At 38.7% G+C, this 25,855-nt stretch carries 22 protein-coding genes; 15 read left to right on the forward strand and 7 right to left on the reverse strand.

The window, feature by feature from the left end; all coding sequences use genetic code 11:
• Positions 1–7: 7 nt before the first annotated feature.
• From L5B90_RS03165 to L5B90_RS03185, 5 genes are all read left to right on the forward strand, one after another.
• Complete coding sequence (locus L5B90_RS03165) at positions 8–2,086, forward strand: TonB-dependent siderophore receptor (RefSeq protein ID WP_442778761.1); 2,079 nt, start codon at positions 8–10, stop codon at positions 2,084–2,086.
• A 161-nt stretch (positions 2,087–2,247) separates the two neighbouring features.
• Entirely contained in the window at positions 2,248–3,258 is a 1,011-nt protein-coding gene (locus L5B90_RS03170) for a transferrin-binding protein-like solute binding protein (RefSeq protein WP_265762122.1), read from the forward strand.
• Positions 3,259–3,324: 66 nt separating this feature from the next.
• The gene (locus L5B90_RS03175; protein ID WP_265762123.1) at positions 3,325–4,785 is read left to right on the forward strand and encodes a surface lipoprotein assembly modifier; all 1,461 of its coding nucleotides are present in this window, start codon (positions 3,325–3,327) and stop codon (positions 4,783–4,785) included.
• A 48-nt stretch (positions 4,786–4,833) separates the two neighbouring features.
• Positions 4,834–5,304 (forward strand): DUF2254 family protein, encoded by a 471-nt coding sequence (locus L5B90_RS03180; protein WP_265762124.1) that lies wholly within the window; start codon positions 4,834–4,836, stop codon positions 5,302–5,304.
• On the forward strand, positions 5,277–6,083 hold the full coding sequence (locus tag L5B90_RS03185; protein WP_265762125.1) for a DUF2254 family protein: 807 nt from the start codon (positions 5,277–5,279) through the stop codon (positions 6,081–6,083). The genes L5B90_RS03180 and L5B90_RS03185 overlap by 28 nt, the downstream gene beginning before the upstream one ends.
• A 76-nt stretch (positions 6,084–6,159) precedes the next feature.
• On the opposite strand, the gene L5B90_RS03190 is transcribed toward L5B90_RS03185, so the two are convergent.
• On the reverse strand, positions 6,160–6,714 hold the full coding sequence (locus L5B90_RS03190) for a YtfJ family protein (protein ID WP_265762126.1): 555 nt from the start codon (positions 6,712–6,714) through the stop codon (positions 6,160–6,162).
• A gap of 168 nt (positions 6,715–6,882) precedes the next feature.
• On the opposite strand from L5B90_RS03190, the gene L5B90_RS03195 reads away from it, so the two are divergent.
• From L5B90_RS03195 to uhpC, 5 genes are all read left to right on the forward strand, one after another.
• The gene (locus tag L5B90_RS03195; RefSeq protein WP_250364326.1) at positions 6,883–7,212 is read left to right on the forward strand and encodes a zinc ribbon domain-containing protein YjdM; all 330 of its coding nucleotides are present in this window, start codon (positions 6,883–6,885) and stop codon (positions 7,210–7,212) included.
• Between the two features lie 221 nt (positions 7,213–7,433).
• Positions 7,434–8,804 carry a hexose-6-phosphate:phosphate antiporter gene (uhpT, locus tag L5B90_RS03200; RefSeq protein WP_265762127.1) on the forward strand — a complete coding sequence of 457 codons (1,371 nt, stop codon included), beginning with the start codon at positions 7,434–7,436 and terminating at the stop codon, positions 8,802–8,804.
• A gap of 130 nt (positions 8,805–8,934) precedes the next feature.
• A complete protein-coding gene (locus tag L5B90_RS03205) occupies positions 8,935–9,537 on the forward strand; it encodes a response regulator (RefSeq protein ID WP_265762128.1) in 603 nt (200 codons plus the stop codon).
• A gap of 1 nt (position 9,538) precedes the next feature.
• Entirely contained in the window at positions 9,539–11,050 is a 1,512-nt protein-coding gene (uhpB, locus tag L5B90_RS03210; RefSeq protein ID WP_265762129.1) for a signal transduction histidine-protein kinase/phosphatase UhpB, read from the forward strand.
• Positions 11,050–12,324 (forward strand): MFS transporter family glucose-6-phosphate receptor UhpC, encoded by a 1,275-nt coding sequence (gene uhpC / locus L5B90_RS03215; protein WP_250350628.1) that lies wholly within the window; start codon positions 11,050–11,052, stop codon positions 12,322–12,324. The genes uhpB and uhpC overlap by 1 nt, the downstream gene beginning before the upstream one ends.
• A gap of 50 nt (positions 12,325–12,374) precedes the next feature.
• On the opposite strand, the gene L5B90_RS03220 is transcribed toward uhpC, so the two are convergent.
• From L5B90_RS03220 to dsbC, 4 genes are all read right to left on the reverse strand, one after another.
• Positions 12,375–13,079 carry a 5'-methylthioadenosine/adenosylhomocysteine nucleosidase gene (locus tag L5B90_RS03220; protein WP_265762544.1) on the reverse strand — a complete coding sequence of 235 codons (705 nt, stop codon included), beginning with the start codon at positions 13,077–13,079 and terminating at the stop codon, positions 12,375–12,377.
• Positions 13,079–13,738: a thiol:disulfide interchange protein DsbA/DsbL gene (locus tag L5B90_RS03225; protein WP_250364316.1), complete on the reverse strand. Its 660-nt coding sequence runs from the start codon at positions 13,736–13,738 to the stop codon at positions 13,079–13,081. Before L5B90_RS03225 ends, L5B90_RS03220 begins: the two co-directional genes overlap by 1 nt.
• 11 nt (positions 13,739–13,749) lie before the next feature.
• Complete coding sequence (gene recJ / locus L5B90_RS03230) at positions 13,750–15,471, reverse strand: single-stranded-DNA-specific exonuclease RecJ (RefSeq protein ID WP_265762130.1); 1,722 nt, start codon at positions 15,469–15,471, stop codon at positions 13,750–13,752.
• 71 nt (positions 15,472–15,542) lie between these two features.
• Positions 15,543–16,229: a bifunctional protein-disulfide isomerase/oxidoreductase DsbC gene (dsbC, locus tag L5B90_RS03235; protein ID WP_265762132.1), complete on the reverse strand. Its 687-nt coding sequence runs from the start codon at positions 16,227–16,229 to the stop codon at positions 15,543–15,545.
• Between the two features lie 161 nt (positions 16,230–16,390).
• Here dsbC and prfB point away from each other — a divergent pair.
• The 5 genes from prfB (at position 16,391) to rnb (ending at position 23,012) form a co-directional block, all read left to right on the forward strand.
• A protein-coding gene (gene prfB, locus L5B90_RS03240; protein ID WP_265762133.1) for a peptide chain release factor 2 occupies positions 16,391–17,489 on the forward strand; the annotation gives its coding sequence in 2 pieces (ribosomal slippage) (positions 16,391–16,465 and positions 16,467–17,489; 1,098 coding nt in all).
• Between the two features lie 169 nt (positions 17,490–17,658).
• On the forward strand, positions 17,659–19,167 hold the full coding sequence (gene lysS / locus L5B90_RS03245) for a lysine--tRNA ligase (protein ID WP_265762134.1): 1,509 nt from the start codon (positions 17,659–17,661) through the stop codon (positions 19,165–19,167).
• Between the two features lie 65 nt (positions 19,168–19,232).
• The gene (locus L5B90_RS03250) at positions 19,233–19,988 is read left to right on the forward strand and encodes a Nif3-like dinuclear metal center hexameric protein (RefSeq protein ID WP_250350634.1); all 756 of its coding nucleotides are present in this window, start codon (positions 19,233–19,235) and stop codon (positions 19,986–19,988) included.
• Positions 19,989–20,174: 186 nt separating this feature from the next.
• On the forward strand, positions 20,175–20,963 hold the full coding sequence (locus L5B90_RS03255; RefSeq protein ID WP_250364310.1) for an SDR family oxidoreductase: 789 nt from the start codon (positions 20,175–20,177) through the stop codon (positions 20,961–20,963).
• 69 nt (positions 20,964–21,032) lie between these two features.
• Positions 21,033–23,012 carry an exoribonuclease II gene (rnb, locus tag L5B90_RS03260; protein ID WP_265762135.1) on the forward strand — a complete coding sequence of 660 codons (1,980 nt, stop codon included), beginning with the start codon at positions 21,033–21,035 and terminating at the stop codon, positions 23,010–23,012.
• A 99-nt stretch (positions 23,013–23,111) separates the two neighbouring features.
• On the opposite strand, the gene L5B90_RS03265 is transcribed toward rnb, so the two are convergent.
• Both L5B90_RS03265 and epmA read right to left on the reverse strand, forming a co-directional pair.
• Positions 23,112–24,203 (reverse strand): porin, encoded by a 1,092-nt coding sequence (locus tag L5B90_RS03265; protein WP_265762136.1) that lies wholly within the window; start codon positions 24,201–24,203, stop codon positions 23,112–23,114.
• A 551-nt stretch (positions 24,204–24,754) separates the two neighbouring features.
• The gene (gene epmA / locus L5B90_RS03270; protein WP_265762137.1) at positions 24,755–25,726 is read right to left on the reverse strand and encodes an elongation factor P--(R)-beta-lysine ligase; all 972 of its coding nucleotides are present in this window, start codon (positions 25,724–25,726) and stop codon (positions 24,755–24,757) included.
• Positions 25,727–25,855: the final 129 nt, after the last annotated feature.

The raw sequence follows: 25,855 nt of genomic DNA on the forward strand, positions 1-25,855 counted from the left end.
AGCTTTTATGACAAAAAAATTTTTTAAATTATCACTAATTTCCACCGCACTTTTCGCTACAAGTCAAATGGCTTTCGCGGACGACGTGGAACAGTTGGAAGAAATTCAAGTTAATGGCGGTTCAATGTACCGTATGGGTGAAGTGCCTATTTATCAAGCAAAATCGGCAGTGGCACTGAATGCGGAACAACTAGCTCAACAAAATATTACCAAAGCTGATGAAATTGGTCGCTACCAAGCGGGGTTTTCTACCCAAGTTTTTGGTGAAGATACAAATACAAACTGGTTTCGAGTAAGAGGTGCTGAAGTCACTCAAGCGCTGAATGGTTTACCATTGACGTCTTACGGATTTTTTACCCCTTATGTCAATACATTTGCATTAGAAGCCGTGGAAATCACCAAAGGCGCTGATGCAATGACATTTGGTGCCGCCAATTCAGGTGGTTTACTCAACTATGTCACAAAACGTCCACATAAAGATCAAATTGGCAAAGGTGAATTTAAGCTTAACGCGGGAAATCATCATCAATATGGTATTGGAATTGATTATACTGATCGCATTGGAAATAATGATGATCTCCGTTACCGTTTAGTCAGCGCATTTTCTTCTAAAAATGGGCAATGGGATGCCACAAAAAATAAAACCGTTTATTTCGCCCCTACTTTAGAATGGGATATTTCTGACCGTACTCGTTTAACCCTTTTAACCAGCTATCAATTTGATAAAGGTGTACCAAGTTCTAATTTCTTGCCACAAGAAGGTTCACTTGTACCTTTCCCTGATGGCAGTTATATTAGCCGTTCCACCAACCTTGGCGATCCAGTCAATGATCGGGAATACAACCGTCAATACAATATTGGCTATGAATTTAGCCATCAATTTGATGATAATTTAAGTTTTGATAGTAGCTATCGTTATACCTATGCCAATAATTATCACCGAGGTTCTTATGCCTACCCTTCTGCTTATAATGCAGATTGGTCACCTAAAGCACCAAGTGCGGCAAATTATGACCTAGCTCGTGGCGTCGTATTTAATGATGGGACATCCATTTCTCATACGCTTGATAATCATTTCAGTTGGAAATATGGCAATGATTGGTTGAAAAATACCTTAGTGCTAGGAACAGATTATCGCCACCAAAAAGTGAAAGCCTACTATACCTTATTTGGTAGCACTTCTACGGTGAATTTAAGACAGCTTCGTTCAGGCTATAATCAAGCACAAAAGATTAATGCACCTTATACCTATATCACCGCACGCCAACTTGGGCTTTATTTACAAAATCAAAGCCGTTTTATGGATAGTCTTGTACTAAACCTTGGTGTACGACACGATCGTGCGAAACAAGATGAATACACTTCTTCACAAAAAATCAGCAATACGTCCTATTCAGCCTCATTAATGTATGAAGCCCCGTTCGGTTTAAATCCATACATTAGTTACAGCGAATCCTTTAACTTACCAGTGGGATTAAGTGGCGATCAAAAACTTTATGATCCAAATATCACTCATCAATATGAAGTGGGGATCAAATATTTGCCCGATTGGTTAAATGGGTCAATCACTGTTGCGGCTTTCAAAGCCAAAGATAAAGGGGCATTAGTGTCAAATGGATTGGGCAAAACAGTAAGTAATGCCGATCCTATTTATCGTAAAGGTGTCGAAGTACAAGCTGATGTCAATATTATAAATAACTGGAATATGGGCTTAGCTTACACTTACTTAAAATCTATTACTCGTACAGATAATGGCGATGTGCGTAACCCGTTAATTGCAAAACATACTTTCGCTATGAAAACCGATTACACCTTTGCTAACGGTGCATTAAATGGGTTAACGCTGGGCGCGGGTATTCGCTATATTGGTAAAAGTGTTACCTCTCAAGGTTCACTTTATTCAGGCAAGGAAGTTCCATCTGCTACCGTGGTAGATTTAATGGCACGTTACACGTTTGACTCCAACTGGATCGCGCAATTAAATGTTGAGAATGTAGGCAACCGCCGTTATATCGCAGGCTGTGATTACTACTGCTACTATGGCGCAGAGCGTAATATCAATGCATCGGTGTCTTATAAGTTCTAACTAGTTATCTCCAAGAGGGGGGGAATTCTCCCCCTATTTTATAAAACACTTATTAAATGAAATTTAATCTTGTCGTATCCAATATACTGATATAAGATAAATGAAGCAAAATACTTGCTATTCTAACTTTTGTTTATCCAACTAATTGAAGGATCACAATTATGAACCAGACAGTAAAAATTACATTGGCAACATTAATGTTATCTGCATTAACAGCTTGTAGCAGTGGCGGTAGCGGTTCTTCTGATGAGCCTGCGGCTAATAATACGTCACCTAATACAACGCCTTCTACATCTCAACCAAATACATCAACTAATAATAACGCGACATCCCAACCAGATACTTCTACTAACAATAATACAGCTCCGCAACCAGAGACTTCTACCAGCAATAATACAGCTCCCCAACCTGAGACTTCTACTAGTAATAATACAACTCCGCAACCAGAAACTTCTACCAGCAATAATACAACGTCTAAATTTTCTGGTTATGCTTTCTCTTCCAATTCTAAACTTGGAGAACCTGCGAATCCTAGTAGCACAACAATAATTAATTCAGATTCTATTGATACTCTTGTGGTTAATGGGAAATCATATTCCCTTATTCCTAACTTAACAGGGATTTCTGGCAACACAGTAAATATTAAATACTTATGGGTAAATGATGGAAAAAGTTACGTTTGTTGTGGCGCTCTAGGAAATGTTAAAGATGTAAAAATAGGAGCGGTATTAGATCAGAAAACGCTATATACCTTTATACAAGGAAAACCGACACCTGAAGATCAAATTCCTACAAATGGTCAAGTTGTATATAAAGGAGAGGATACTGCAATATTTCAACCTCTAGGTGACATAAATAATAAAGGACTAACAAATGAATTAAGCGTTCATATTAATGCTGATTTTGATAATAAAGCCGTATCAGGAACTTTATATAATCAAGATGGTAATGTTTTTGATATTCAAAATGGGAAAATTGTTGGAAATACCATCATAAATGGTGAAGTCAGTGTTTCCCGCCAAGATGAACACAATAAACAAGTACTTAACATTGATAACAATGCCCAATTCTCAGCACCATTAAATGCAAAATTCTATGGAGAAAATGCTAAAGAGGTAGCAGGTACCGCGCATAATGAAAAATGGGGTGTTATTTTTGCGGCAAGCAAATAAAATAATATGGTAGATTTTCTTACTAAAGGCCATTCGCTTGAATGGCTTTTTTCATAATGAGGTTTTATGTTGAAGCATTATCTAACTCTTCCTTTTACAATATTAACATTAACGCTAGCAATCTCGGCAAATGGAAATCAGCAAGTTTTACCGATAAATGATCGATTAGATCAACGTGAACAACAAAATACCCCCGAGGTAAAAATTGATCCCGTTAAACCATTAATTGCACATTCCAAGGATTTACAGCAAAAGAATACGTTATCTATTTCAAAGGAAGAATTATCTAAACACCCTGATTTAATTATACGCGCGCTCATCCCTGCCGTTAGTCAAAATAATAGTGATGCGGTTGCGTTACTTTTTCCTCTTTATCAACAGCAAACTAATACTGATCCCACACTAATTTTATGGTCTAAAGCAATTCTTGCTGCAAAAGAAGAAAACTATCGTCAATCTATTGATTTTTACCGTGAAATCATCAGTCATTATCCACAAATTACTCCTGTCAGATTTCAATTAGCACAAATATTGTATTTAAACTATGATAATGAAGCCGCACTCGATCAGTTTACTAAATTACGTTCCGAACCGTTATCTTCCAAAAGCTATCAAGTAGTGGATAACTATATTACTGCCCTGAAAAAAAGACAAAGCTGGCGTTTCTATGGTGGCATTAGCTACGTTAAAGATAACAATATTAATAATGCTCCTAAATCAGATACTTACATAGGCAACTGGAAAGCTTGGGATTCCGAAAGTGCGGAAGGATTTTCCTATAATTTAGGCGCATCTAAGCTATGGGAAATAAAAAATGGCTATTTTACCCAGCTTGATTTAGATCTCATCGGTCGCTATTACTGGGATAATAAAAAGTATAATGAAGTAGAATTTCGCACAGGTCTTGGTATCGGCTATCATAGTGCTTATTTTGAAACCCTTTTAATGCCATTTACAAGTAAACGTTGGTACGGTGGTGGCGCCTCAGGTAGCGATAGCTTAAAACAATTTTCACAAAATAGTGGTGTAAGATTGAACTCAAGTTATTGGCTAAATAATCAGTGGAAATTAAGCAACACTTTAGAATATTCCGAGATACGTTATAAAACTCGCAAACATCTAAATGGTAACCGCTATTTTACTGATATAAGTTTATTATATATTCCTAAAAGCACTCAATTTTGGTTTGTTGGTACCAATTATTATCGTAGCAATGCTCGCGATAAAGATGACGCATTTAATCGCATTGGCATTCGTATAGGTTGGGTACAAGAATGGAATTTTGGGCTATCTACTCGTCTCGTGCTTAGCTATGCTCAAAGAAGATATTTAGCTTCTGGAAGAATGTTAGCGAAAAAACAAGTTGATCACGAATATTCTCCACAGCTAACACTTTGGCATCGAAATCTCAACTTTTTTGGTATTACACCACAAATTACGTGGGAATATAACAAGGTGAACAGTAATAATCCTTTTTATAGCTATAATAAACACAATATTTATTTTAATTTTAGTAAAAGCTTCTAATCAATATAGGGCTAATAGAAATTCGCTTTTAAATATATAAGGTTATCAATGCTAGGCTATTTTAAAGAAAAAATTTTCACTTTCATTTTGTGGTTAAAAAAACCAAGTAATGGGCTATGGATCACACCAGTCTTAGGCGCGCTTTTTGCGACATTCCTCACGCTCATTTCAACATTAATTAAAAATAAATCATTGCCATTGGCAATGATGCCTACAATCAGCGAAGAATTACTCAATGACATTCTCAGCATTATGGCATCGAGTATGTTAGCGGTGAGTACCTTTTCCCTTTCTATTATGGTTTCGGCTTTTTCTTCTGCTTCTAACGGGGCAACGCCAAGAGCGACCGAATTAGTAATGGGAGATAACACCACGCGTCTTGCAATTTCCAGTTTTATTTCAGCCTTTGTTTATGCGGTGATTGCCAAAATAACCTTAGGAATGGGTTATTACAACGAGGCGGGGCGATTTGTGCTATTTATTGGGACGATTTGTGTACTCATTTATTTACCACCTTGATTACGTGGGTGAGTGCGTTATCACAGCTTGGGTTATTAAATAATACCTTAGAAAAGATTGAAACTGCCTCACAGCAAGCCTTAAACAATTATTGGCAACAGCCAAATATGGGGGCAAAATCCCTTGAGAAAATTCAATTTTCCTACTCAATTCACGCGCATAAAACTGGCTATTTGAGCCATATAAATATGCAAAATTTGCAAGATTTTGCTGATAATAATGACTGCGAAATTGAAATTGCCATTCAACCCGGAAAATTGGTTTATACGAATATGCCAATCGCCTATGTCAATAAGCCCATTGAACACATCGCTCAACTGCAAGAAAATTTTATCATCGAAAACAACCGCTCTTATGCGCAAGATCCTAAATTTGGTCTGATTGTATTAAGCGAAGTGGCGCAACGTGCCTTATCGCAAGCGGTGAACGATCCCGGCACGGCAATTAAAGTGATTAGCGTTTTATTACGCTTACTACTTGATAGCAAAGCAGAAAAGCAAGCAGTGAAATATGATCGTCTGGCAATGTTAAATCTCAACGAACAAGAACTTGTTTTACAATCCTTCACTCCTATTTGTCGTGATGGAAGTGCAATGTTAGAAATTCACATCAAAGTACAAAAAGCACTCGCCATACTGTGGAGGCAATCAGATAATCAAACCATTTGTAACGCTGCATTCAAACAAGCAAAAATAGATTTAGATTATGCCCTAAACGGACTTTCACTGGAAAGCGAAAAGGCACAAATCGACGCCTTACATCAAGCGCTTTTCCATTAAAAAAGTGCCGATTATTCGGCACTTCCCTTATCACTCGGTTGGAATATTTCGCATTCTGTTATTCAGACGATACGTTTTATAGCAAATCCTTAACTAAGGCTAAAATTTCATTGATTTGTGCAGAAGAAAGTTTCCCTTCGTGAACAAACTTCACTTTTGCCTCTTTATCCAACACCACAATCAGACTTTCTTTCTCTTTTAATTTCCACGCATTTTTCACCGCACTTTGATTATCCAGCACAATCTGGCTGTGGGCATTTTCTTTTTTCGCCTTTTCCGCACTACTGCGCACAAAAGCCCCCGTGCCAAAAATCGCATCATCTGCATTAATAATATTTGTGGTTTGATATTGTGCGCCATTAAAATGCTGTGCTTTGATAGCTTCCATTAAAGGATAATTTTTCTCCTTTACCGAGCTACGTCCTGCAATATGCTGCAATACACGAACCTTACCTTTAAGCTGGGTAGATTGCCAAGGCTTTGCACTAATCTCTTGATTTTTAACGATAAGCTCACCTTTATCTGCGACGGTTACCACTGGTAGGGTTGCATTAAGTTGCAAGTTATGGGCTTGGCTGTAAGCACTGCTTAGTAATGCACTAACCCCAAGTAATAAAACTGTTTTTTTCATCTTGTTTCCCTCTAAAAGCCGCTAGTTTAGCGGAAATTCTCTTTTATGGCATCTTTAAAAATCATTACAGTGAAAGAGATTTGTTTGCTATACTTCGCTCGCATTACTACTATTCAATCAAAAAAATGTAACTGATTGTTTATATTGAAATTTAGATAAGAGGAAAAAATGGAACAAACAACTTGTCCAAAATGCCAAGGTGAATATGTTTATCACGATGGTTTAAATTTTGTTTGCCCTGACTGCGCTTATGAATGGTCTGGCGATGAAGAAAATGAGACCGAACAAAAAGTGGTGAAAGACAGCAACGGCAATCCACTACAAGATGGCGATAGTGTCATTTTAATTAAAGATTTGAAAGTGAAAGGCTCATCTATTGTATTGAAAAAAGGCACAAAAGCGAAAAACATTCGCTTAGTTGATGGCGATCACGATGTAGATTGCAAAATTGACGGCCAAAGTTTCTCATTAAAATCAGCGTTTTTGAAAAAAGCTTAACCCACAATGGGCTGCCAATACGTAGCCTATTGTTTTCCCTCCAAAATAAAGTGCGGTCAGATTTTTTAATTTTTATAAAAATGTGATCTATCTCACAAAAATCTTCAAAACAGCGTAAAACTAAGAAATTTTCCTAACTCATCTAAGCGCTCATCTCAAGGCAGAAAAGCAAAATCTTATTAAAATTTAACCGCACTTTTTTACTTTATATTGAGGAAATTATGTTCAAATTTTTACAACAGGTACGAAAACCTGTACTCGCTCTTCCCGTGGAAGAACGCCGCAAAATGTGGTTTAAACCCTTTATGCAATCTTATTTGGTTGTCTTTATTGGCTATATGGCAATGTATTTGATTCGTAAGAATTTTAACGTTGCACAAAATGATATGATCGAAACCTACGGACTAACTAAAACTGAACTCGGTATGATTGGGTTAGGTTTTTCTGTGGCATACGGGATTGGGAAAACCCTTGTTTCTTATTATGCGGACGGCAAAAATACAAAACAATTTGTTCCTTTTATGCTCATTCTTTCTGCGCTTTGTATGATCGGCTTTAGTGCGAGTATGGGCGGGGGTAGTGTCGCATTATTTTTAATGGTTGCATTTTATGCACTCAGTGGCTTCTTCCAAAGTACAGGCGGCTCTTCAAGTTATTCCACCATTACCAAATGGACTCCGCGTAAAAAACGTGGCTCTTTCCTTGGTTTTTGGAATTTATCGCACAACGTAGGGGGCGCTGCTGCCGCTGGGGTGGCATTATTTGGGGCGAACGTGTTATTTGATGGACACGTTATCGGAATGTTTATTTTCCCTTCTATGATTGCGTTGATCGTCGGATTTGTAGGGTTACGCTATGGTTCAGATTCTCCTGAAGCTTATGGACTAGGTACAGCAGAAGAATTATTTGGCGAAGAAATCAGTGAAGAAGATCGTGATGCCGAAGCGCAACAGCTCACTAAATGGCAAATTTTCGTGCGCTATATCTTAAAAAATAAGGTGATTTGGTTACTTTGCTTTGCCAATATTTTCCTTTATATCGTACGCATTGGTATCGATCAATGGTCGCCTGTTTATGCCTACCAAGAATTAGGGTTCTCAAAAGATGCCGCCATTTCTGGTTTTGCCCTATTTGAAGTGGGGGCATTAGTCGGCACATTTTTATGGGGATATTTATCTGATTTAGCTAATGGAAGACGTGGATTAACTGCTTGTATTGCGTTGATTTTAATTGTCTTTACCCTTGAGTTTTATCAATTTGCAAGCAACGAATATATGTACTTAATCTCATTATTCGTACTTGGTTTCTTGGTATTTGGACCGCAATTATTGATCGGCGTTGCAGCGGTCGGCTTTGTGCCGAAAAAAGCGATTGCGGTTGCGGATGGAGTTAAAGGTACCTTTGCTTATCTGATTGGCGATAGCTTTGCAAAACTTGGTTTGGGCATGATCGCAGATGGTACCCCTATCTTTGGTTTAACCGGTTGGGCAGGAACCTTTGCCGCGTTAAATACCTCTGCGATTGTATGTATGGTATTGCTTGCTTTTGTGGCAATTGCAGAAGAGAAGAAAATTCGTCGCTTAAAAAAATAGCATAATTTTTCACCGCACTTTCTCTTTTCACAACAATATTAATTATGCAGTGTAATTTTCACTGCATAATTTTTTTATTGGAGTACAATGCTCTCCCGCTTTGCTTAATACCTTATGGCTAGGATACAAAATGATTAATATCGTGTTAGTTGATGATCATCTCGTGGTGCGTTCAGGCTTCTCGCAACTGCTTTCTTTAGAACCAGATATGCGTATTGTCGGTGAATTTGGTTCAGCAAAAGAAACCCGTCAAAATTTACCACGCCTCAAACCTGATGTGTGCATTATGGATATTTCGATGCCTGATGAAGGCGGGTTAGAATTATTAGCTGATATTCCACAAGGCATTCACTGCATTATGCTCAGCGTCAATGATTCAGAATTGATTGTTAAAAAAGCCCTTGAATTAGGTGCAAAAGGCTATTTAAGCAAGCGTTGTAGCCCAGACGAATTAATCCAAGCGGTACGCACCGTTTATGCTGGAGGGGTATATTTAATGCCAGAATTAACCTTGAAACTGGTCTCCACGCCAACTCAGCATCCTCTGGCACACTTGACCAAACGGGAACAACAAGTCTGTGAATTACTTGCCGAGGGGCGTAATGTAAAAGATATTGCGATCTATTTATCCCTGAGTATAAAAACAGTTCACGTTCATCGTGCCAATGCGATGAGTAAATTAAATGTTAAAAATAATGTTGAATTAGCCAATTTATTCCGTAGTAAAGGATAAAATGAATACCCTTTTCTCTTTTATATATAGCTGGTTTTTTGTTGCCCCAGCCTATTTTTGCTTATGGATTATTTCTAATTATTTATTAGATGATCCACTGCTGTCTTTTTTATTTTTTCCTTTTGCGTTACGCATTGGTATTCTCATTCACATACAACTAAAATATTGGATTGCTATTTATCTTGCTGAATATAGCATTTTACTCTTACTCTCTATTGCTTTTCCTGCCAATAATTATATTTCTATTGTCTTACTAGGGTTATTGAATATACCTATCTTGTTCATATTTAAGAAATACTATTTTGGAAGTCAATTACGCTGTTTATTATTACAAGGTTTATTAATTACCTTACTCAGCCTAATCAACGCACTCTACTTTATAAGTACAGCGCATTTTTATTTCACCTTTCTTGTCAGTTTCTCAAGTGCGGTGCTAATTATTCCAATTTGTTATTTAATTTATTATTTTCTTTTTGAAATAAAATGGTTACCTTTAACCTCAAGCCTTATCCGAAAACCCATCAGTTTAAGATCGAAACCTATTATTATTTATTTGTTATTATTCCTCTTAAATATTTATATCCAGACTGATTTACCTGAATCTTTTAATCGTTTTTCACTCTTTTTCTTAGCCATACCCATTATTTTGCTGGCTTTTCGTTACGGCTGGCAAGGCGCTTTGCTAGGGATCTTATTAAATAGTTTGGCGCTGATTAGTACAACTCACCATTTTTCTAATGTAGAATTAACGGATTTATTGCTCACCCTTTCTGCCCAAACCATTACAGGCATTTTCCTTGGCTTAGGTATTCAACATCAACGAGATTTAAATCAGCATTTAAGCCAAGAATTGCTGAGAAACCAATATTTAACCCAGCAATTAATTCATCGTGAAGAAGAAATTAGGAAGGAAATCTCACGAGAATTACACGATGAAATTGGACAAAATATCACGGCTATTAGAACACAAGCCAGTATTTTAAAACGGATAGGAAAAACACCAGAATACGAAAAACTCTCACAGATTATTGAGCAATTATCCTTAAATATTTACGATAGTATTAAAGGGCTTATTAATAAAATCCGTCCACGTATTTTAGATGACCTCAACTTACAAGAAGCCTTACAAAATCTTTTTATTGAATTAGATTTTGCAAGCCAAAATACACATATTTATTTGCATTGTCATAATCCGAAAAATCGCGTGCTTTCTCATTTACTTGAAATTACGTTATATCGTTTATGCCAAGAAGCATTAAATAATATAAAAAAATATGCGGGTGCAACAAAAATCACTATTAATGTGAACATTGATGAAAAAATCACATTACATATTCAAGACAACGGCATTGGTTTTGATTTATCTAAAATCAACCACAGTGGATTAGGTATAAAAGGAATGAAAGAACGTGTTGCAATGTTAGGCGGAAAATTTGAGATTCATTCTGTAAAATGGACAAAACACCAGCAAAGTGGCACAGGTATTTTTGTAGAATTACCTTGGATTAACTAATGAATAAAGAAACACCGCAACAAATCAATCAACGTTACCAATATTGGCGCATTCATTTAATGTTTGTGATGTATATTGGCTATGCCGGTTTTTATTTTACTCGAAAAAGTTTTAACTATGCTGTTCCCGCATTAATTTCTGATTTAGGCATTGATAAAAATGATATTGGAATGATGACCACCGCCTTTTATATTACTTATGGCATTTCTAAATTTTTATCTGGTATGTTTTCTGATCGCACTAATCCACGCTATTTTATGGCAATCGGTCTCTTTTTTAGTGGCGTTATAAATATCTTTTTTGGATTATCAAGTTCACTCTTCGTTTTTATGAGCTTATGGATTCTCAATGCATGGTTTCAAGGCTGGGGGTGGCCTGCTTGTTCTAAATTGCTCACCACTTGGTATTCTCGTACAGAACGGGGCGCTTGGTGGTCGGTATGGAACACTGCACACAATGTGGGTGGCGCATTAATCCCTTTAATTATTGGCTATGTTACTTTGCATTATAGTTGGCGTTATGGATTCATTATTGCTGGGATCATCACGCTTTTTATTGCCCTATTCCTTGCCCTGCGGTTACGAGGTAGCCCTGAATCTCTTGGATTACCTAGCATTGGGCAATGGCGAAAGGATCAATTAGAATTAATTCAAGAACAAGAAGGAAAAGATCTTTGCTGGCAACAAATATTATATCGCTACGTTTTGTTAAATAAATATATTTGGCTTTTGGCACTCAGTTATACCCTCGTCTATATTGTCAGAACAGCCATTAACGACTGGGGAAATATTTATTTAACTGAAAAATATCATTATGATTTGGTGTCTGCCAACAGTGTTATTTCGCTATTTGAAATTGGCGGTATTTTGGGTTCGTTAGTTGCTGGTTGGGGATCTGATAAATTATTTTCTAGCAATCGTGGCCCTATGGCACTGTTATTTGCGATTGGTATTTTCTTTTCTATTTTAGCATTGTGGTTAATGGTGCAAGAAAAGTTTATTTTGCAAAGTGCGGTGTTTTTTTCTATCGGATTTTTTGTATTTGGTCCACAAATGCTGATTGGAATGGCAGCAGCGGAATGCTCCCATAAGAAACTGGCTGGCACCGCTACGGGATTTATCGGTTTATTTGCTTATTTAGGGGCGGCATTATCAGGCTATCCTTTAGCCATTATTATGCAACATTTTCATTGGAACGGTTTTTTTGTGGTGATTTCCTGCTGCGCCTTTCTTATTGCCTTATTACTCTTGCCATTTTTAAAAGCACAGAATTAAAAAAGCCTTAACATATAAAAATACTAAGGCTTCTTACTGTCGTCTTTCTGTTATGGCTTAAATGATGACAACTCATCAATCATCGCCACAACCATTGCGGAAGATTGCTTAGCGGCGAGGGGAAGGAATTCTTCAAAGGACATACTCGCTTCCCCATCGCCACTATCAGAAATTGCACGAACCACCACAAAAGGCACGTTGAAAGCGTGACACACTTGGGCAATGGCGGCGGCTTCCATTTCTACCGCTGTTACATCAGCAAAATGTTGTTTAATTTGTGCGAGAGGCTCTCCGCCGTGGATAAAACTATCACCTGAACAAATTAAGCCTTTATGCACTTTTTGCCCTTGCGCAAGTGCCACTTTTTCCGCAAGTGCGGTGAGATTTTCGTCAGAATTAAAACGTGCGGGGCAATTAGGTAGCTGACCTTTGACATAGCCAAATGCGGTAACGTCCGCATCGTGATGAGCTGTTTGGGTAGAAATCACTACATCGCCTACCTTTAATCCCGCTGCAACCCCACCTGCCGAGCCTGTGTTGATAATCACATCGGGGTTAGCAAGTTGCAACAGCGCAGTGGTTCCCATTGCAGCTGCCACTTTTCCTATACCTGATTGCAATAAGGCAATGTTTTTGCCATTAATTGTACCTTGATAAATGGTTGCGCCACCAATTTGCGTTGTCGTTTGGTTTTCCATTAGGGCAGATAAATACGCCACTTCTTGTGCCATTGCACCGACAATTCCAATTTTCATCATTGTTTCTCTTGTAATAATTTGTTAATTAAAAAATCTAACACGGCAAAGCTATAATCATCGTTATAAAGGGTGCTTGCGGTCAGCACATAACGGCCATTAATGATGGCATAAGGATAAGTAAATACCCCATATTCTTCCGTCAGTTGAATGGCATCTTTTACTTGTAAACGGACATTAACCGAATGATACAATTTAGTAAATTCTTCTGTATCAATATGTTGTTGTGCAAGCCATTTTAAGAAAGTAGGAAAATGAGCTAATTCGGTATAACGTTTTTTTTCAGAACTTTCAAACAACAATAAATCAGAAACATTCTCTGCGTTCATTTGCTGTAAGGTGTAAAAAATATTTGCCGTTAAGTTCGCTTTTGTTGTGGCAACGGGAATCTCCGTGAGTACAATATGATCACGATTGATTTGGCTATATAAATTAAGAATATCCTGCGCCACAGAACAAACACGGCAATCATAATCAAAGAAAAATTGAATTAAAATCTTATGATCAGCACGAGCAGGAATCACTAATGGCTCCTGATAAGAAAAATAATCACGCCCTTCTTCAAATTGGCTGATATGTAACTTAGGCTGTTCAAGGGGTTCAGCCCAACTTATTTGGCTCACACCAAGCATCATAAAGAAAAAAAGTAGCCGCCACATTTTATACACCATCAATCTGCCAATGGCTCAATATAATCCACCAAGAGCTGAATATTACGCTGCCCACGGTATTCATTAACATCTAATTTATAGGCGAGTTTCACTTTTTTTAATGAAAGATCAGGGTAATAACGAGTATCTACGTTAAATGCAATGGCATCAAATAAAGCTCCACCATTGATTGGCTCAACCATCATTTTTAAATGCTTTTCGCCCACTAAACGCTGTTGTAAGAGTTTAAATTCACCATCAAAGACAGGCTCAGGGAAAGCTTGCCCCCAAGGCCCTGATTGCTTGAGTAGCTCTGCCGTATCTAAATTCATAAATTGTGGCTCAAGTTCGCCGTCCGTCCACACGACACCTTGCAGATCTTTCTCATCTAAACATTCCGTTACGACTTCATTAAATAGTCGTTGGAAATCACTAAATTTTTCTTCTTGAATGCTCAGCCCTGCGGCCATTGCGTGTCCGCCAAATTTGATAATCATATCTGGATGGCGAGAATGTAAGCGCTCCAATAAATCGCGAATATGTAATCCTTCAATAGAACGCGCTGAGCCTTTAAGAATGCCTTCCTGATCTTGAGCAAAAGCAATCACGGGGCGATGAAACTGATCTTTTAGTCTTGACGCTAAAATGCCCAGCACACCTTGATGCCAATCCGCTTGATAAAGCACGATACCTGTTGGCAATGGCGGAGTAAGTGCGGTCAATTTTCGGCAAATTTCTAGCGCCTCTAATTTCATTCCTTGTTCAATTTCTTTACGTGTTTGGTTAAGCCCGTCTAACTCTAATGCCAATGCCCGTGCAGAAGGCATATCTTGTGCTAAAAGTAATTCTACCCCGACTGACATATTATCTAACCGACCCGCTGCATTTAAACGAGGCGCGATAGCAAAGCCTAAATCTGACGCACTAAATCGGCTCATATCACGATTAGCCACTTCTGCTAAGGCTTGGATACCGTAGCGACAACGTCCTGCACGAATACGTTGCAAGCCTTGATAAGCGAGAATACGATTATTTTGATCTAATGGCACCACATCGGCAATGGTGCCAAGTGCCACCAAATCAAGCAACTCAGTAAAATTGGGTTGGCTTTTGTTATCAAATATGCCTTGTTCACGTAACTTGGCGCGCAACGCCAACATCACATAAAAAGCAACTCCAACGCCTGCTAAAGATTTAGACGGAAAATCACATTGTGATAAATTGGGATTTACAATGGCATCAGCTTCCGGCAAGGTTTCGCTAGGTAAATGGTGATCGGTTACCACCACTTGTACGCCCTGTGCTTTTAAAAAGGCAACGCCTTCAAAGGAAGAAATGCCATTATCTACGGTGATAAGCACCTCTACCTGTTTTTCCAAAGCTAATTTCGCCACCTCAACACTTAAGCCATAACCTTGTTCAAAACGGTTCGGCACAAGATAATCCACTTGCTGAAAGCCAAGCTGACGTAACGCCACAACGGTTAATGCTGTACTGGTTGCACCATCCGCATCAAAATCCCCAACGATGACCACCTTTTTTTGCGCTTCACGTGCCTGTGCCAACACATTTACCGCATGTTGCATACCAAATAACCTATGAGGAGAAAGCATTGAATTTAAAGTGCGGTCTAATTGTTGCGAATTTTTTATTTGACGCGCACGATAAAGGCGATCAAGCAAAGGATGATCGCTAATAGGCTGTTCTGAGCTAATAGGACGGCGTTGGATTGTTTTGTTCATATCAAATTAATGGATTTCACTCTCGCTATTTTGGGGGAATACATAGCCCCCAACAAAAAATTTTACCGCGCTTATTCTTGTTGCAACGCGTTTAATAATTCTTTTGGTGGTAAATAGCCCCCAATCAGCTCGCCTGTCGGCGTAACAATGCTAGGCGTACCGCGCACACCAAATTGTACACCAAGCTCATAGTGTTTTTTTACTCTATCGGCATTCTTCAAGGTTTTCGGCAAATTGCCTTTTTCTGCTTCATTTAAGGCATACACAGGATCTTTTGCCTGCCAAATGGCTTCCATTTGTTTTGCCGTGTTATTATTCAATCCACCACGAGGAAACGCGAGGTAACGCACGGTAATGCCTAAATCATTATATTGCTGAATTTGCTGATGCAATAAATGACAATAATGGCAAGTGATATCCATAAATACGGTTACCGCATATTTTTCATTTTTTGCTGGATAAACAATCATTTCATCTTTATAACTGTTTAATTTATCAAGTAAAAATTTTCCTGTTAAATCTACTGGACCTTTATCAGTGAGTTGGTATAGTTGCCCTTGTAGCACATATTTGCCATCTTCAGAGGTATAAAAAATGCCTTCATTACTGATGACTGTTTTAATTCCTGCAAGCGGAGAAGATTTGATCTCCATTTGCGAAATCCCCAATTTTTTTAATTGGCTTTCAATTTGAGCATCGTTAGCCAGCGCATAAGCAGACAAAGTCGCTAACGAAAGTGCGGTAATTATTTTCTTCATTTTTTATTTCCTGATATTCATTCCTTGCGAACGGCAGATTTTATCACAAGCCCTATTAACAAGCTAATAGGAAAAGGCTTTCAACATAATTGACCTACCAAATTGGGCTAAAATAGCATATAATTCGGCTCTTATATTAAAAATCATATAGAACTGAATTTATGTTTGAAATTAACCCAATCAAAAATAAAATTGCCGATCTTGCTGAACGTACGGCAACCCTTAGGGGGTATCTTTGACGTTGATAGCAAAATCGAACGTTTAGAAGAAGTCAATGCGGAGCTAGAACAGCCCGATGTATGGAATGAGCCAGAAAAAGCCCAAGCGCTAGGCAAAGAACGTGCGAGCTTAGAGGCGGTGGTTGATACCATTAAACATTTAACACAAGGCTTGGAAGATGTAGAGGGCTTGTTAGAACTTGCTATTGAAGCTGAAGATGAAGACACCTTCAATGAGGCGGTGGCAGAACTCGATGAATTAGAACAAAAATTAGCCGCACTTGAGTTTCGCCGTATGTTTAGTGGCGCAAATGATGCGGCAGATTGCTATGTCGATCTTCAAGCAGGCTCTGGCGGAACAGAAGCACAAGACTGGACAGAAATGTTATTGCGTATGTATTTACGTTGGGCTGAAAGTAAAGGCTTTAAAACCGAATTGATGGAGGTTTCTGACGGTGATGTCGCGGGGATAAAATCTGCAACGATCCGTGTTTCTGGCGAATATGCTTTCGGCTGGCTTAGAACAGAAACGGGCATTCATCGTCTCGTACGTAAAAGTCCATTTGATTCGAATAATCGTCGTCACACTTCTTTTAGTGCCGCTTTTGTTTATCCTGAAATTGATGACAACATTGATATTGATATCAATCCTGCGGATTTACGCATTGATGTCTATCGCGCCTCTGGTGCTGGCGGACAACACGTGAACAAAACAGAAAGTGCGGTGCGAATTACCCATATTCCAAGTGGTATTGTGGTGCAATGTCAAAATGATCGTTCACAACATAAGAATAAAGATCAAGCAATGAAACAGCTTAAAGCCAAATTGTACGAACTTGAATTGCAAAAACAAAATGCCGAAAAACAGGCTATGGAGGATAATAAATCCGACATTGGTTGGGGCAGCCAAATTCGTTCTTATGTGCTTGATGATGCACGAATTAAAGATTTACGTACAGGGGTTGAAAACCGCAACACGCAAGCCGTGTTAGATGGTGATTTAGATAAATTTATTGAGGCAAGCTTAAAAGCTGGTTTGTAATCGTTAGATAAAAAATCAAGATCTTTTCTGACATCACTAATGCTCAGGTTTTTCTTATAAAAAAGAAAGAAACATCTGATTATTCGCAAACCATAGATTGACTAAACGATTTTAACCTTGCCTCATAAACGGTTGTGTAGATAACAATAAAATTTAAAGGTAAAACAAAATGACAGAACAAACTCAAGAATTAGATTTAAATGGTGAAATGCGAGTTCGCCGTGAAAAATTAGCCACATTGCGTAAAAAAGGCAATGCGTTTCCCAATACCTTCCGCCGTGATGCGCTTGCACAGGATTTGCATCAACAATATGATGAAGTAGAAGGCGAAGCACTGAAAGCCCAAAATGTGGAAGTGAAAGTGGCAGGGCGCATTATGACACGTCGCATTATGGGTAAAGCGACCTTTGTTACCTTGCAAGATATGAGCGGACGCATTCAACTTTATATCGCTCGTGATAATTTGCCAGAAGGCGTCTATGCTGATGATGTCGGTAACTGGGATTTAGGCGATATTGTTGGGGTTAAAGGCACATTATTTAAAACCAAAACCAATGAACTGACCGTTCGCGCCTCAGAAGTGCAACTTTTAACCAAAGCACTACGCCCATTACCCGATAAATTCCACGGTTTAGCCGATCAAGAAATGCGTTATCGCCAACGCTACTTAGATCTCATTTCTAATGAAGAATCACGCCGCACTTTCATTATTCGCTCAAAAGTGATTGCTGGAATGCGTGAGTATTTCATCAGCAAAGGGTTTATTGAAGTAGAAACGCCTATGCTACAAGTGATCCCTGGTGGTGCTGCTGCCCGTCCATTTGTTACCCATCACAATGCATTAGATATTGATATGTATCTACGTATTGCCCCAGAACTTTATTTAAAACGCCTTGTTGTAGGTGGGTTTGAACGTGTATTTGAATTAAATCGTAACTTCCGTAATGAAGGGGTTTCTGTACGTCATAATCCAGAATTTACGATGATCGAATATTATCAAGCCTATGCGGATTACCACGATTTAATGGATAACACCGAAGAATTATTACGCAAACTCGCCCTAGACATTCTCGGCACCACAATTGTGCCTTATGGCGACTATGAATTTGATTTCGGTAAGCCATTCGAGCGTATCACTATGCACGAAGCAATTTTAAAATACGGTGCGGATAAAGGCATTGAGAAAGAAGATCTTTATGATTTCGATCGTGCTAAGGCATTGGCAACTAAACTTGGCATTGAAGTACAAAAATCTTGGGGCTTAGGTTCTATCGTAAACGCAATTTTTGAAGAAGTGGCAGAACATCACTTAATTCAACCGACTTTCTTAATGGCTCATCCAGCGGAAATTTCACCATTAGCACGTCGTAATGATGAAAACCCAGAGGTTACCGATCGTTTTGAATTATTTATTGGCGGACGTGAAATTGGTAACGGTTTCTCAGAATTAAATGATGCCGAAGATCAAGCTGAACGCTTTGATGCACAGGTTGCCGCAAAAGAAGCTGGTGATGACGAAGCGATGTTTAAAGATGACGATTTCGTTACCGCACTTGAACACGGCTTGCCACCAACGGCTGGAGAGGGTCTTGGCATTGACCGTTTAGCAATGCTCTTCGCCAATGCGCCATCAATCCGTGATGTAATTCTCTTCCCCGCAATGAAACATAAAGGGTAAAGATAAATTAATAAAGGAAAGATAGCTTAAGGCTGTCTTTTCTTTTTCATAGTGAATAATAAATAATGAACAATTTAACATTAGAACAATTAATCAATCAAAAACTAGATTCTACTAGCATCACCGACTATGCACCGAATGGTTTACAAATACAAGGTAAAGATGAAGTTAAAAAGATCATCACTGGCGTAACAGCAAGCCAAGCGTTAATTGATTATGCGATTAAACAAAATGCCGATGCCATTTTGGTTCATCACGGCTATTTTTGGAAAAGCGAAAATCCTTGTATTCGAGGAATGAAAGGTAAGCGAATTAAGGCATTATTGCAAAATGATATTAATCTTTATGCCTATCATTTACCCCTTGATGTTCACCCTGAGCTTGGCAATAACGCACAACTTGCCGCCTTGCTTGGTATTGAGGATCTCCAACCATTGGAACAAGGGAGATTCAGCATTCCCGTTTACGGGACGTTAAAAACACCAATCAGTGGTGAAGAATTGGCACAACGTATTGAACAGCAATTACAACGCAAACCACTTTTTTGTTTGGAAAATGCACCGCACTTCATTCACACGGTGGGCATTTGTACGGGGGGCGGTCAAGGCTATATTGATCTTGCCGCTCAACAAGGCATTGATGCGTTTATTACGGGTGAAGTTTCGGAGCAAACAATCCATTCAGCGCGAGAACAAGGGATTAATTTCTTCGCCGCTGGGCATCATTGTACTGAGCGTTATGGTGTCAAAGCCTTAGGAGAATGGCTGGCGAAAAACTACGATGTTGATGTGGCGTTCAAAGATATTTACAATCCAGCGTAGTTAATCTCAAGGGAATAGTATTCAGTAAGGCAACATTAACGCTAAATCAACGCCAGTAAAAAAGCAAAGTGCGGTGTAAATTTTGCCAAAATTCAGGTCAGCTTTGTATAAGCGCAACTTTTCCCTTATACTAAGCACAATTTTTCACAATACCTAATTCATTAGGTTCATAAAAAGGAATAAAAAATGGGTTTCTTAACAGGTAAACGTATTTTAATTACAGGTTTGGCGAGCAATCGTTCTATCGCTTATGGTATTGCTGCAGCAATGAAACGTGAAGGTGCAGAGCTTGCATTCACGTATTTGAATGACAAATTAAAACCTCGCGTGGAAGAATTTGCCAAAGAATTTGGTTCAGACATTATTCTTCCTCTTGATGTTGCCAGCGATGAAAATATCACCAACTGTTTTACGGAATTAAGTAAACACTGGGAAAAATTTGATGGTTTTGTCCACGCAATCGCGTTCGCACCGGGCGATCAATTAGATGGTGATTATGTTAATGCGGCGACACGTGAAGGCTTTCGCATTGCACACGATATCAGCGCATACAGCTTTGTCGCAATGGCACAAGCAGCACGCCCTATGCTTAATCCAAATTCAGGCTTGGTTACCCTCACCTACTTAGGCGCTGAGCGCGCTATTCCAAACTATAATGTGATGTGTTTAGCAAAAGCCTCTCTTGAAGCAAGTACCCGAGTTATGGCAGCCGATCTAGGTAAAGACGGCATCCGTGTCAATGCGATTTCCGCCGGTCCAATTCGCACATTAGCAGCATCCGGCATTAAAAACTTCAAGAAAATGTTGGCAACCTTTGAAAACACTGCGCCATTACGTCGTACAGTAACCATCGAAGATGTAGGTAATTCCGCCGCTTTCTTATGCTCTGATTTAGCTTCTGGAGTAACTGGCGAAGTATTGCACGTTGATGCAGGCTTTAGCATTACTGCAATGAGCGAATTAGGTGCAGAATAAATTTAACCTCGAACAAAATAAGGCAGACCTATAACGTCTGCCTTTTGTCGTTTATTAAGAAGAAATGATATGTTTCAAAATAATCCCCTATTATCTCAATTAAAACAACAAATTCGTGATAGCAAACCTGTCGTTGAAGGTGTGGTACGCGGTTCAGACAAAGCATTTGGCTTTTTAGAAACGGATAAAAAAAGCTACTTCATTCCTCCTGCGGCAATGAAAAAAGTGATGCACGGCGATAAAATCAAAGCACGCATTGAAACGATCGGCGATAAAGAACAAGCCGAGCCAGAAGAACTGATCGAGCCAATGCTCACTCGTTTTATCGCTAAAGTGCGGTTCAATAAAGACAAAAAATTGCAAGTCTTGGTGGATCATCCACAAATCAATCAACCTATTGGTGCGAATAAAATTAAAGCGGTTACCGAAGACTTACAAGAAGGCGATTGGGTGGTGGCTGAATTGAAAACCCACCCATTACGCGATGACCGTTTTTTATTTGCTCAAATCACTCAATTTATTTGCTCACAACGTGATGAATTTGCCCCTTGGTGGGTAACCTTAGCGCGCCATCAACAGTCTCGCTACCCTGTTCAGGGACAAGATCATTATGAAATGCTTGATAAACAACTACGTGAGGATTTGACCGCACTTCATTTTGTTACGATTGATAGCGAAAGCACCCAAGATATGGATGATGCGCTTTATATTGAACAGCTTGATGAAAACGGACAACAAGTCGGCTGGAAATTAGTGGTTGCCATTGCCGATCCTACTGCTTATATTGATGAAAATTCAATCATTGAACAAGAAGCCAAGCAACGCTGTTTCACCAATTACCTTCCGGGTTTTAACATTCCAATGTTGCCGAGAGAGCTTTCAGATGAACTCTGTTCACTGATGGAAAATGAAGTGCGTCCTGCATTAGTTTGTCATATTGAAATTGATTTACAAGGCAATCTCCGTAGCAAACCTCTTTTCCAATTCGCTCAGATCCAGTCAAAAGCGAAATTAGCCTATAATAATGTGTCGGATTACTTAGAACAGCAAAACAATGCTTGGCAACCAAATGACGAAGCCACCAAAAATCAAATCGATCTGCTTCATCAATTTACCTTAGCACGAATCCAATGGCGTAAAACCAATGCTTTGCTATTTAAAGAAAAGCCTGATTACAGCTTTAAATTGGCTGAAAATGGAAAAGTTGAGGCAATCGTTGCCGAATATCGCCGTATTGCCAATCAAATTGTCGAAGAAGCAATGATCCTCGCGAATATCTGTGCGGCGCATTATCTTAATGAAACAGCACAATGTGGTATTTTTAATACCCATTCAGGCTTTGATAACAAAAACCTGACTTCCGCACAACAGTTTCTCCTTTCTCAGTTAGCAAATGAAGAGAGTGAAGCCGAACTAAAAACACGTTATTCCACTGAAAACCTCGCAACACTTGAGGGGTATTGTCGTATGCGACACGATATTGAACCGATTGAGGGAGATTATCTAGAGCTACGCTTACGCCGCTACCTCACCTTTGCGGAATTTAAAGCAGAATTAGCACCGCACTTTGGTTTAGGGCTAGAAGGCTATGCGACTTGGACATCTCCAATTCGTAAATACTGTGATATGGTGAATCACCGCCTCATCAAAGCAAGCCTAACAACGCAGCAATATCAAAAACCGACTGATGCAGTACTACAACGCTTACAAGAGGCACGCCGGCAAAATCGTTTGATCGAGCGTGATATTGCGGATTGGCTATACTGCCGTTATTTAGCCGACAAAGTAGAAAGCAAACCGCAATTTGACGCTGAAATTCAAGATGTAATGCGTAGCGGATTGCGTGTATTATTGTTAGAAAATGGCGCGTCAATGTTTATCCCCGCTTCCACCATTCACAATAATAAGGAAGAAATACAAGTTAACCCTGACGAAATCGCCCTTTATATCAAAGGTGAAAAAGCTTATAAAATTGGCGACAAAATACAAGTGATACTCACCGAAGTGAAAGAAGAAACTCGGAGTATTATTGGGCAGGTCGTGAATTAAGCTTTTGCCGAAAACAAATAGGCCACCTAAATTTAGACAATACACTAATTTAAGGGTGGCCCATTATTTATCGTAGGAATTTAAATCAAACTATTAATATTAGAATAAGAAACGCGCACCCAATGCTACACGATGGTTTGCTTTTCCTTTTGTGTTCAACACTTTACCATCTTGTGTAACTTTACCTTTACCACCCTCAAGATACACAACAAGGTTTTTATTAAAGCGATGATCTACACCTAACATCCAACCGCGCATTTTTAACGCTTTCGCTGCTGGATCTGCTTTTTTACCTGTTGCAAAATAGTATTCTCCATAAACAGCATTTTGCGGCGTTGCCATTACTTTTAAGCCCACTAAGAAACGGTTATTTTTATGCAACCTTGCTTTATAACCTGCGACTTTTTGGAAACCAATATTACTACTTTCAACACCTGTTTTAGACACTTTACCAAATGCCCAGTCAAAGCCTAGTGTAACAAGTTTGTTATAGGTAAGATCAAAACCAACACCACCACGTTTAAGTTTGAATTCTTTGGCTTTGGTATTGTCTTCAGATTGAGTTACCGCAGAATAACCCGAACCAAAACGAACATCAAAATCACCAAAGCTATTATCATAGAATACACCTACACCATAACCTTGACCTTCATCCCAGCCAGTTGTACCGCTTGAAGTTTGGTTCGCTTTATTCGCTTGTCCAAAGTAATAATCTGCGGCAAAACGGAAACCAGCAAATTTGTTAGACATAAATGTTGCGGCTTTTTTATGCCCATCGAAGAAAATATTACCGCCACCATCATAAGTATAATTTGCTTTAGGGATGTTATCACCTAAGTTTAATTGACGACCAAAGGTTAAAGTACCCACATCATTTTGTTTCACACCAACAAATAAACGATGTGTTCTTAAATTATTTCCAATGGCATCCGCTGCCCCACTACCGCTAGAAAAACGAAGCTCTGCGCCACCAAATACTTGAAAACCCGCCCCGACATCTTGATATGCTCTTACACGCACACGTGAACCAATATCACGTAAATCATTGCGTCGCTCTGAATCATTACGCAATTCAAAGTGCATACGACCATCTAAATCAATTTTTGTTCCTTCTTTTTCATAGATTACAGTGGCATTTGCGGTGGCTGAAACCATTGCTGTTACAGCTAATGCGATAAGTGTCTTTTTCATAATGAACTTCCTTTGTTTAAGGTCTTTTATACCCGACAGAATAAAACCCCAATTTCTATCAATCCGATATTAATTAACCAAAAATAATTTCGGTTGGAAATAATATAGGTAGGTTATTTTTTTCTGTCAAAAACAGGGAACTTTTAAACAAATGAAAAATATGAAATAAAAACATATAGTTAAAACAAATAAGAAAAATATACCAAATGAAAAAATGTGATCTCCGCCTCACTTTTATTAACCGAAATCCGTTTTCTTCTCTGCATATATAAACCTAACATATTGATAAACAAGCAATTAAAGCCACTCCAATTATATTTATAAAACAACATTTCATAAAAAATAAAATAAATAGGTGTTTTATTTAATAATGTGCAACAGATCACAATTTATCATCTAATTCAGAAACACAATGCACTATGTTTTGCGACATTCTTCGCCACTCCCCAAAGTACTGAGTTGCTTTCTTTTTACTTTGAAAAACTTCAATAAAAATGACCGCACTTTGATCTTCAAACCAAAGTGCGGTCATTTTTTATGATTTTTCTTAATTAAGCATTTTCTATACTAAATGCAACCACTTCACTGATATTTTTTGCACCAAGTGCAATCATAATTAAACGATCTATGCCTAAGGCTACGCCAGCACAATTTGGCACACCAGCTTGGAGTGCAGCGAGAAAACGCTCATCAAGTTGGCGGATTGGTAAACCTAATTGTTCACGTTGGCGGTTATCTTGTTCAAAGCGATGGCGTTGTTCGTTTGCATCAGTAAGTTCATTAAAGCCGTTAGCCAATTCAATGCCTTTATAGTAGAACTCGAAACGCTCTGCCACACGGTGATCTTCTGAGCTAATTTGTGCTAATGCTGCTTGTGTTGCGGGGAAATGATAAATGGCAACGGGGCGTTCTTGTCCAATATTTGGTTCAACCACAGCGCTGAATAAAAATTGTAGTAAGGTATCTCTCTCTTCATTTTCTGCTTGTTCCAGATGATATTCTTTCGCTTTGGCAATTAATTCTTCACGAGAGGCAGAAAGCGGATCTAGCCCGACATATTCTTGAAAGGCAAATTGATATGTCATACTTTCTGCGGGAGCGCAATCTAAAATTTGCTGTAATAAATCATCCACTTCATTGATAAGACGGTACATATCAAAATGCGGACGATACCATTCCAACATCGTGAACTCCGGGTTATGTTTTGTGCCAGTTTCTTCATTGCGGAACACTTTACAAAGCTGAAAAATCGCCCCACTTCCCGCAGCCAGTAGGCGTTTCATTGGGTATTCTGGGCTAGTTGAGAGCCATAAGGTTTTTGATTGATGTTTAAACGGTGAGGTGAATTCTGTGCTAAAGGTGGCAAGATGCACATCCGTTACACCGAATTCACTTAAAATTGGTGTTTCGACTTCTAGCAATCCTCTGTCAGTAAAAAAGCGACGAATTTCAGCCATAATTTTGGCGCGAGCTAATAAGTTTTGAATACTGGCTGTTGGTCGCCATTGTTCATTTTCAGTCATAAAGTGCCTCAGTCAATTCCTTTGTGAGAAAAGTGCGGTTATTTTACCTGAAATTTTTCAACAAGATGAGTTATTTTTACGCAATGTATTCATTCTAAAAGAGAAAAATTCTCATTAAGCTAGAGAATT

This window comes from Avibacterium sp. 20-129 (assembly GCF_026226845.1).
Classification (GTDB): Bacteria; Pseudomonadota; Gammaproteobacteria; order Enterobacterales; family Pasteurellaceae; genus Avibacterium.

Excerpts from the sequence above, each read along its gene's own strand:
- L5B90_RS03165 (WP_442778761.1), top strand. The coding sequence starts at position 8 with ATGACAAAAAAATTTTTTAAATTATCACTAATTTCCACCGCACTTTTC.
- L5B90_RS03170 (WP_265762122.1), top strand. The coding sequence starts at position 2,248 with ATGAACCAGACAGTAAAAATTACATTGGCAACATTAATGTTATCTGCA.
- L5B90_RS03175 (WP_265762123.1), top strand. The coding sequence starts at position 3,325 with ATGTTGAAGCATTATCTAACTCTTCCTTTTACAATATTAACATTAACG.
- L5B90_RS03180 (WP_265762124.1), top strand. The coding sequence starts at position 4,834 with ATGCTAGGCTATTTTAAAGAAAAAATTTTCACTTTCATTTTGTGGTTA.
- L5B90_RS03190 (WP_265762126.1), bottom strand. The coding sequence starts at position 6,714 with ATGAAAAAAACAGTTTTATTACTTGGGGTTAGTGCATTACTAAGCAGT.
- L5B90_RS03195 (WP_250364326.1), top strand. The coding sequence starts at position 6,883 with ATGGAACAAACAACTTGTCCAAAATGCCAAGGTGAATATGTTTATCAC.
- uhpT (WP_265762127.1), top strand. The coding sequence starts at position 7,434 with ATGTTCAAATTTTTACAACAGGTACGAAAACCTGTACTCGCTCTTCCC.
- L5B90_RS03205 (WP_265762128.1), top strand. The coding sequence starts at position 8,935 with ATGATTAATATCGTGTTAGTTGATGATCATCTCGTGGTGCGTTCAGGC.
- uhpB (WP_265762129.1), top strand. The coding sequence starts at position 9,539 with ATGAATACCCTTTTCTCTTTTATATATAGCTGGTTTTTTGTTGCCCCA.
- uhpC (WP_250350628.1), top strand. The coding sequence starts at position 11,050 with ATGAATAAAGAAACACCGCAACAAATCAATCAACGTTACCAATATTGG.
- L5B90_RS03220 (WP_265762544.1), bottom strand. The coding sequence starts at position 13,079 with ATGAAAATTGGAATTGTCGGTGCAATGGCACAAGAAGTGGCGTATTTA.
- L5B90_RS03225 (WP_250364316.1), bottom strand. The coding sequence starts at position 13,738 with ATGTGGCGGCTACTTTTTTTCTTTATGATGCTTGGTGTGAGCCAAATA.
- recJ (WP_265762130.1), bottom strand. The coding sequence starts at position 15,471 with ATGAACAAAACAATCCAACGCCGTCCTATTAGCTCAGAACAGCCTATT.
- dsbC (WP_265762132.1), bottom strand. The coding sequence starts at position 16,229 with ATGAAGAAAATAATTACCGCACTTTCGTTAGCGACTTTGTCTGCTTAT.
- lysS (WP_265762134.1), top strand. The coding sequence starts at position 17,659 with ATGACAGAACAAACTCAAGAATTAGATTTAAATGGTGAAATGCGAGTT.
- L5B90_RS03250 (WP_250350634.1), top strand. The coding sequence starts at position 19,233 with ATGAACAATTTAACATTAGAACAATTAATCAATCAAAAACTAGATTCT.
- L5B90_RS03255 (WP_250364310.1), top strand. The coding sequence starts at position 20,175 with ATGGGTTTCTTAACAGGTAAACGTATTTTAATTACAGGTTTGGCGAGC.
- rnb (WP_265762135.1), top strand. The coding sequence starts at position 21,033 with ATGTTTCAAAATAATCCCCTATTATCTCAATTAAAACAACAAATTCGT.
- L5B90_RS03265 (WP_265762136.1), bottom strand. The coding sequence starts at position 24,203 with ATGAAAAAGACACTTATCGCATTAGCTGTAACAGCAATGGTTTCAGCC.
- epmA (WP_265762137.1), bottom strand. The coding sequence starts at position 25,726 with ATGACTGAAAATGAACAATGGCGACCAACAGCCAGTATTCAAAACTTA.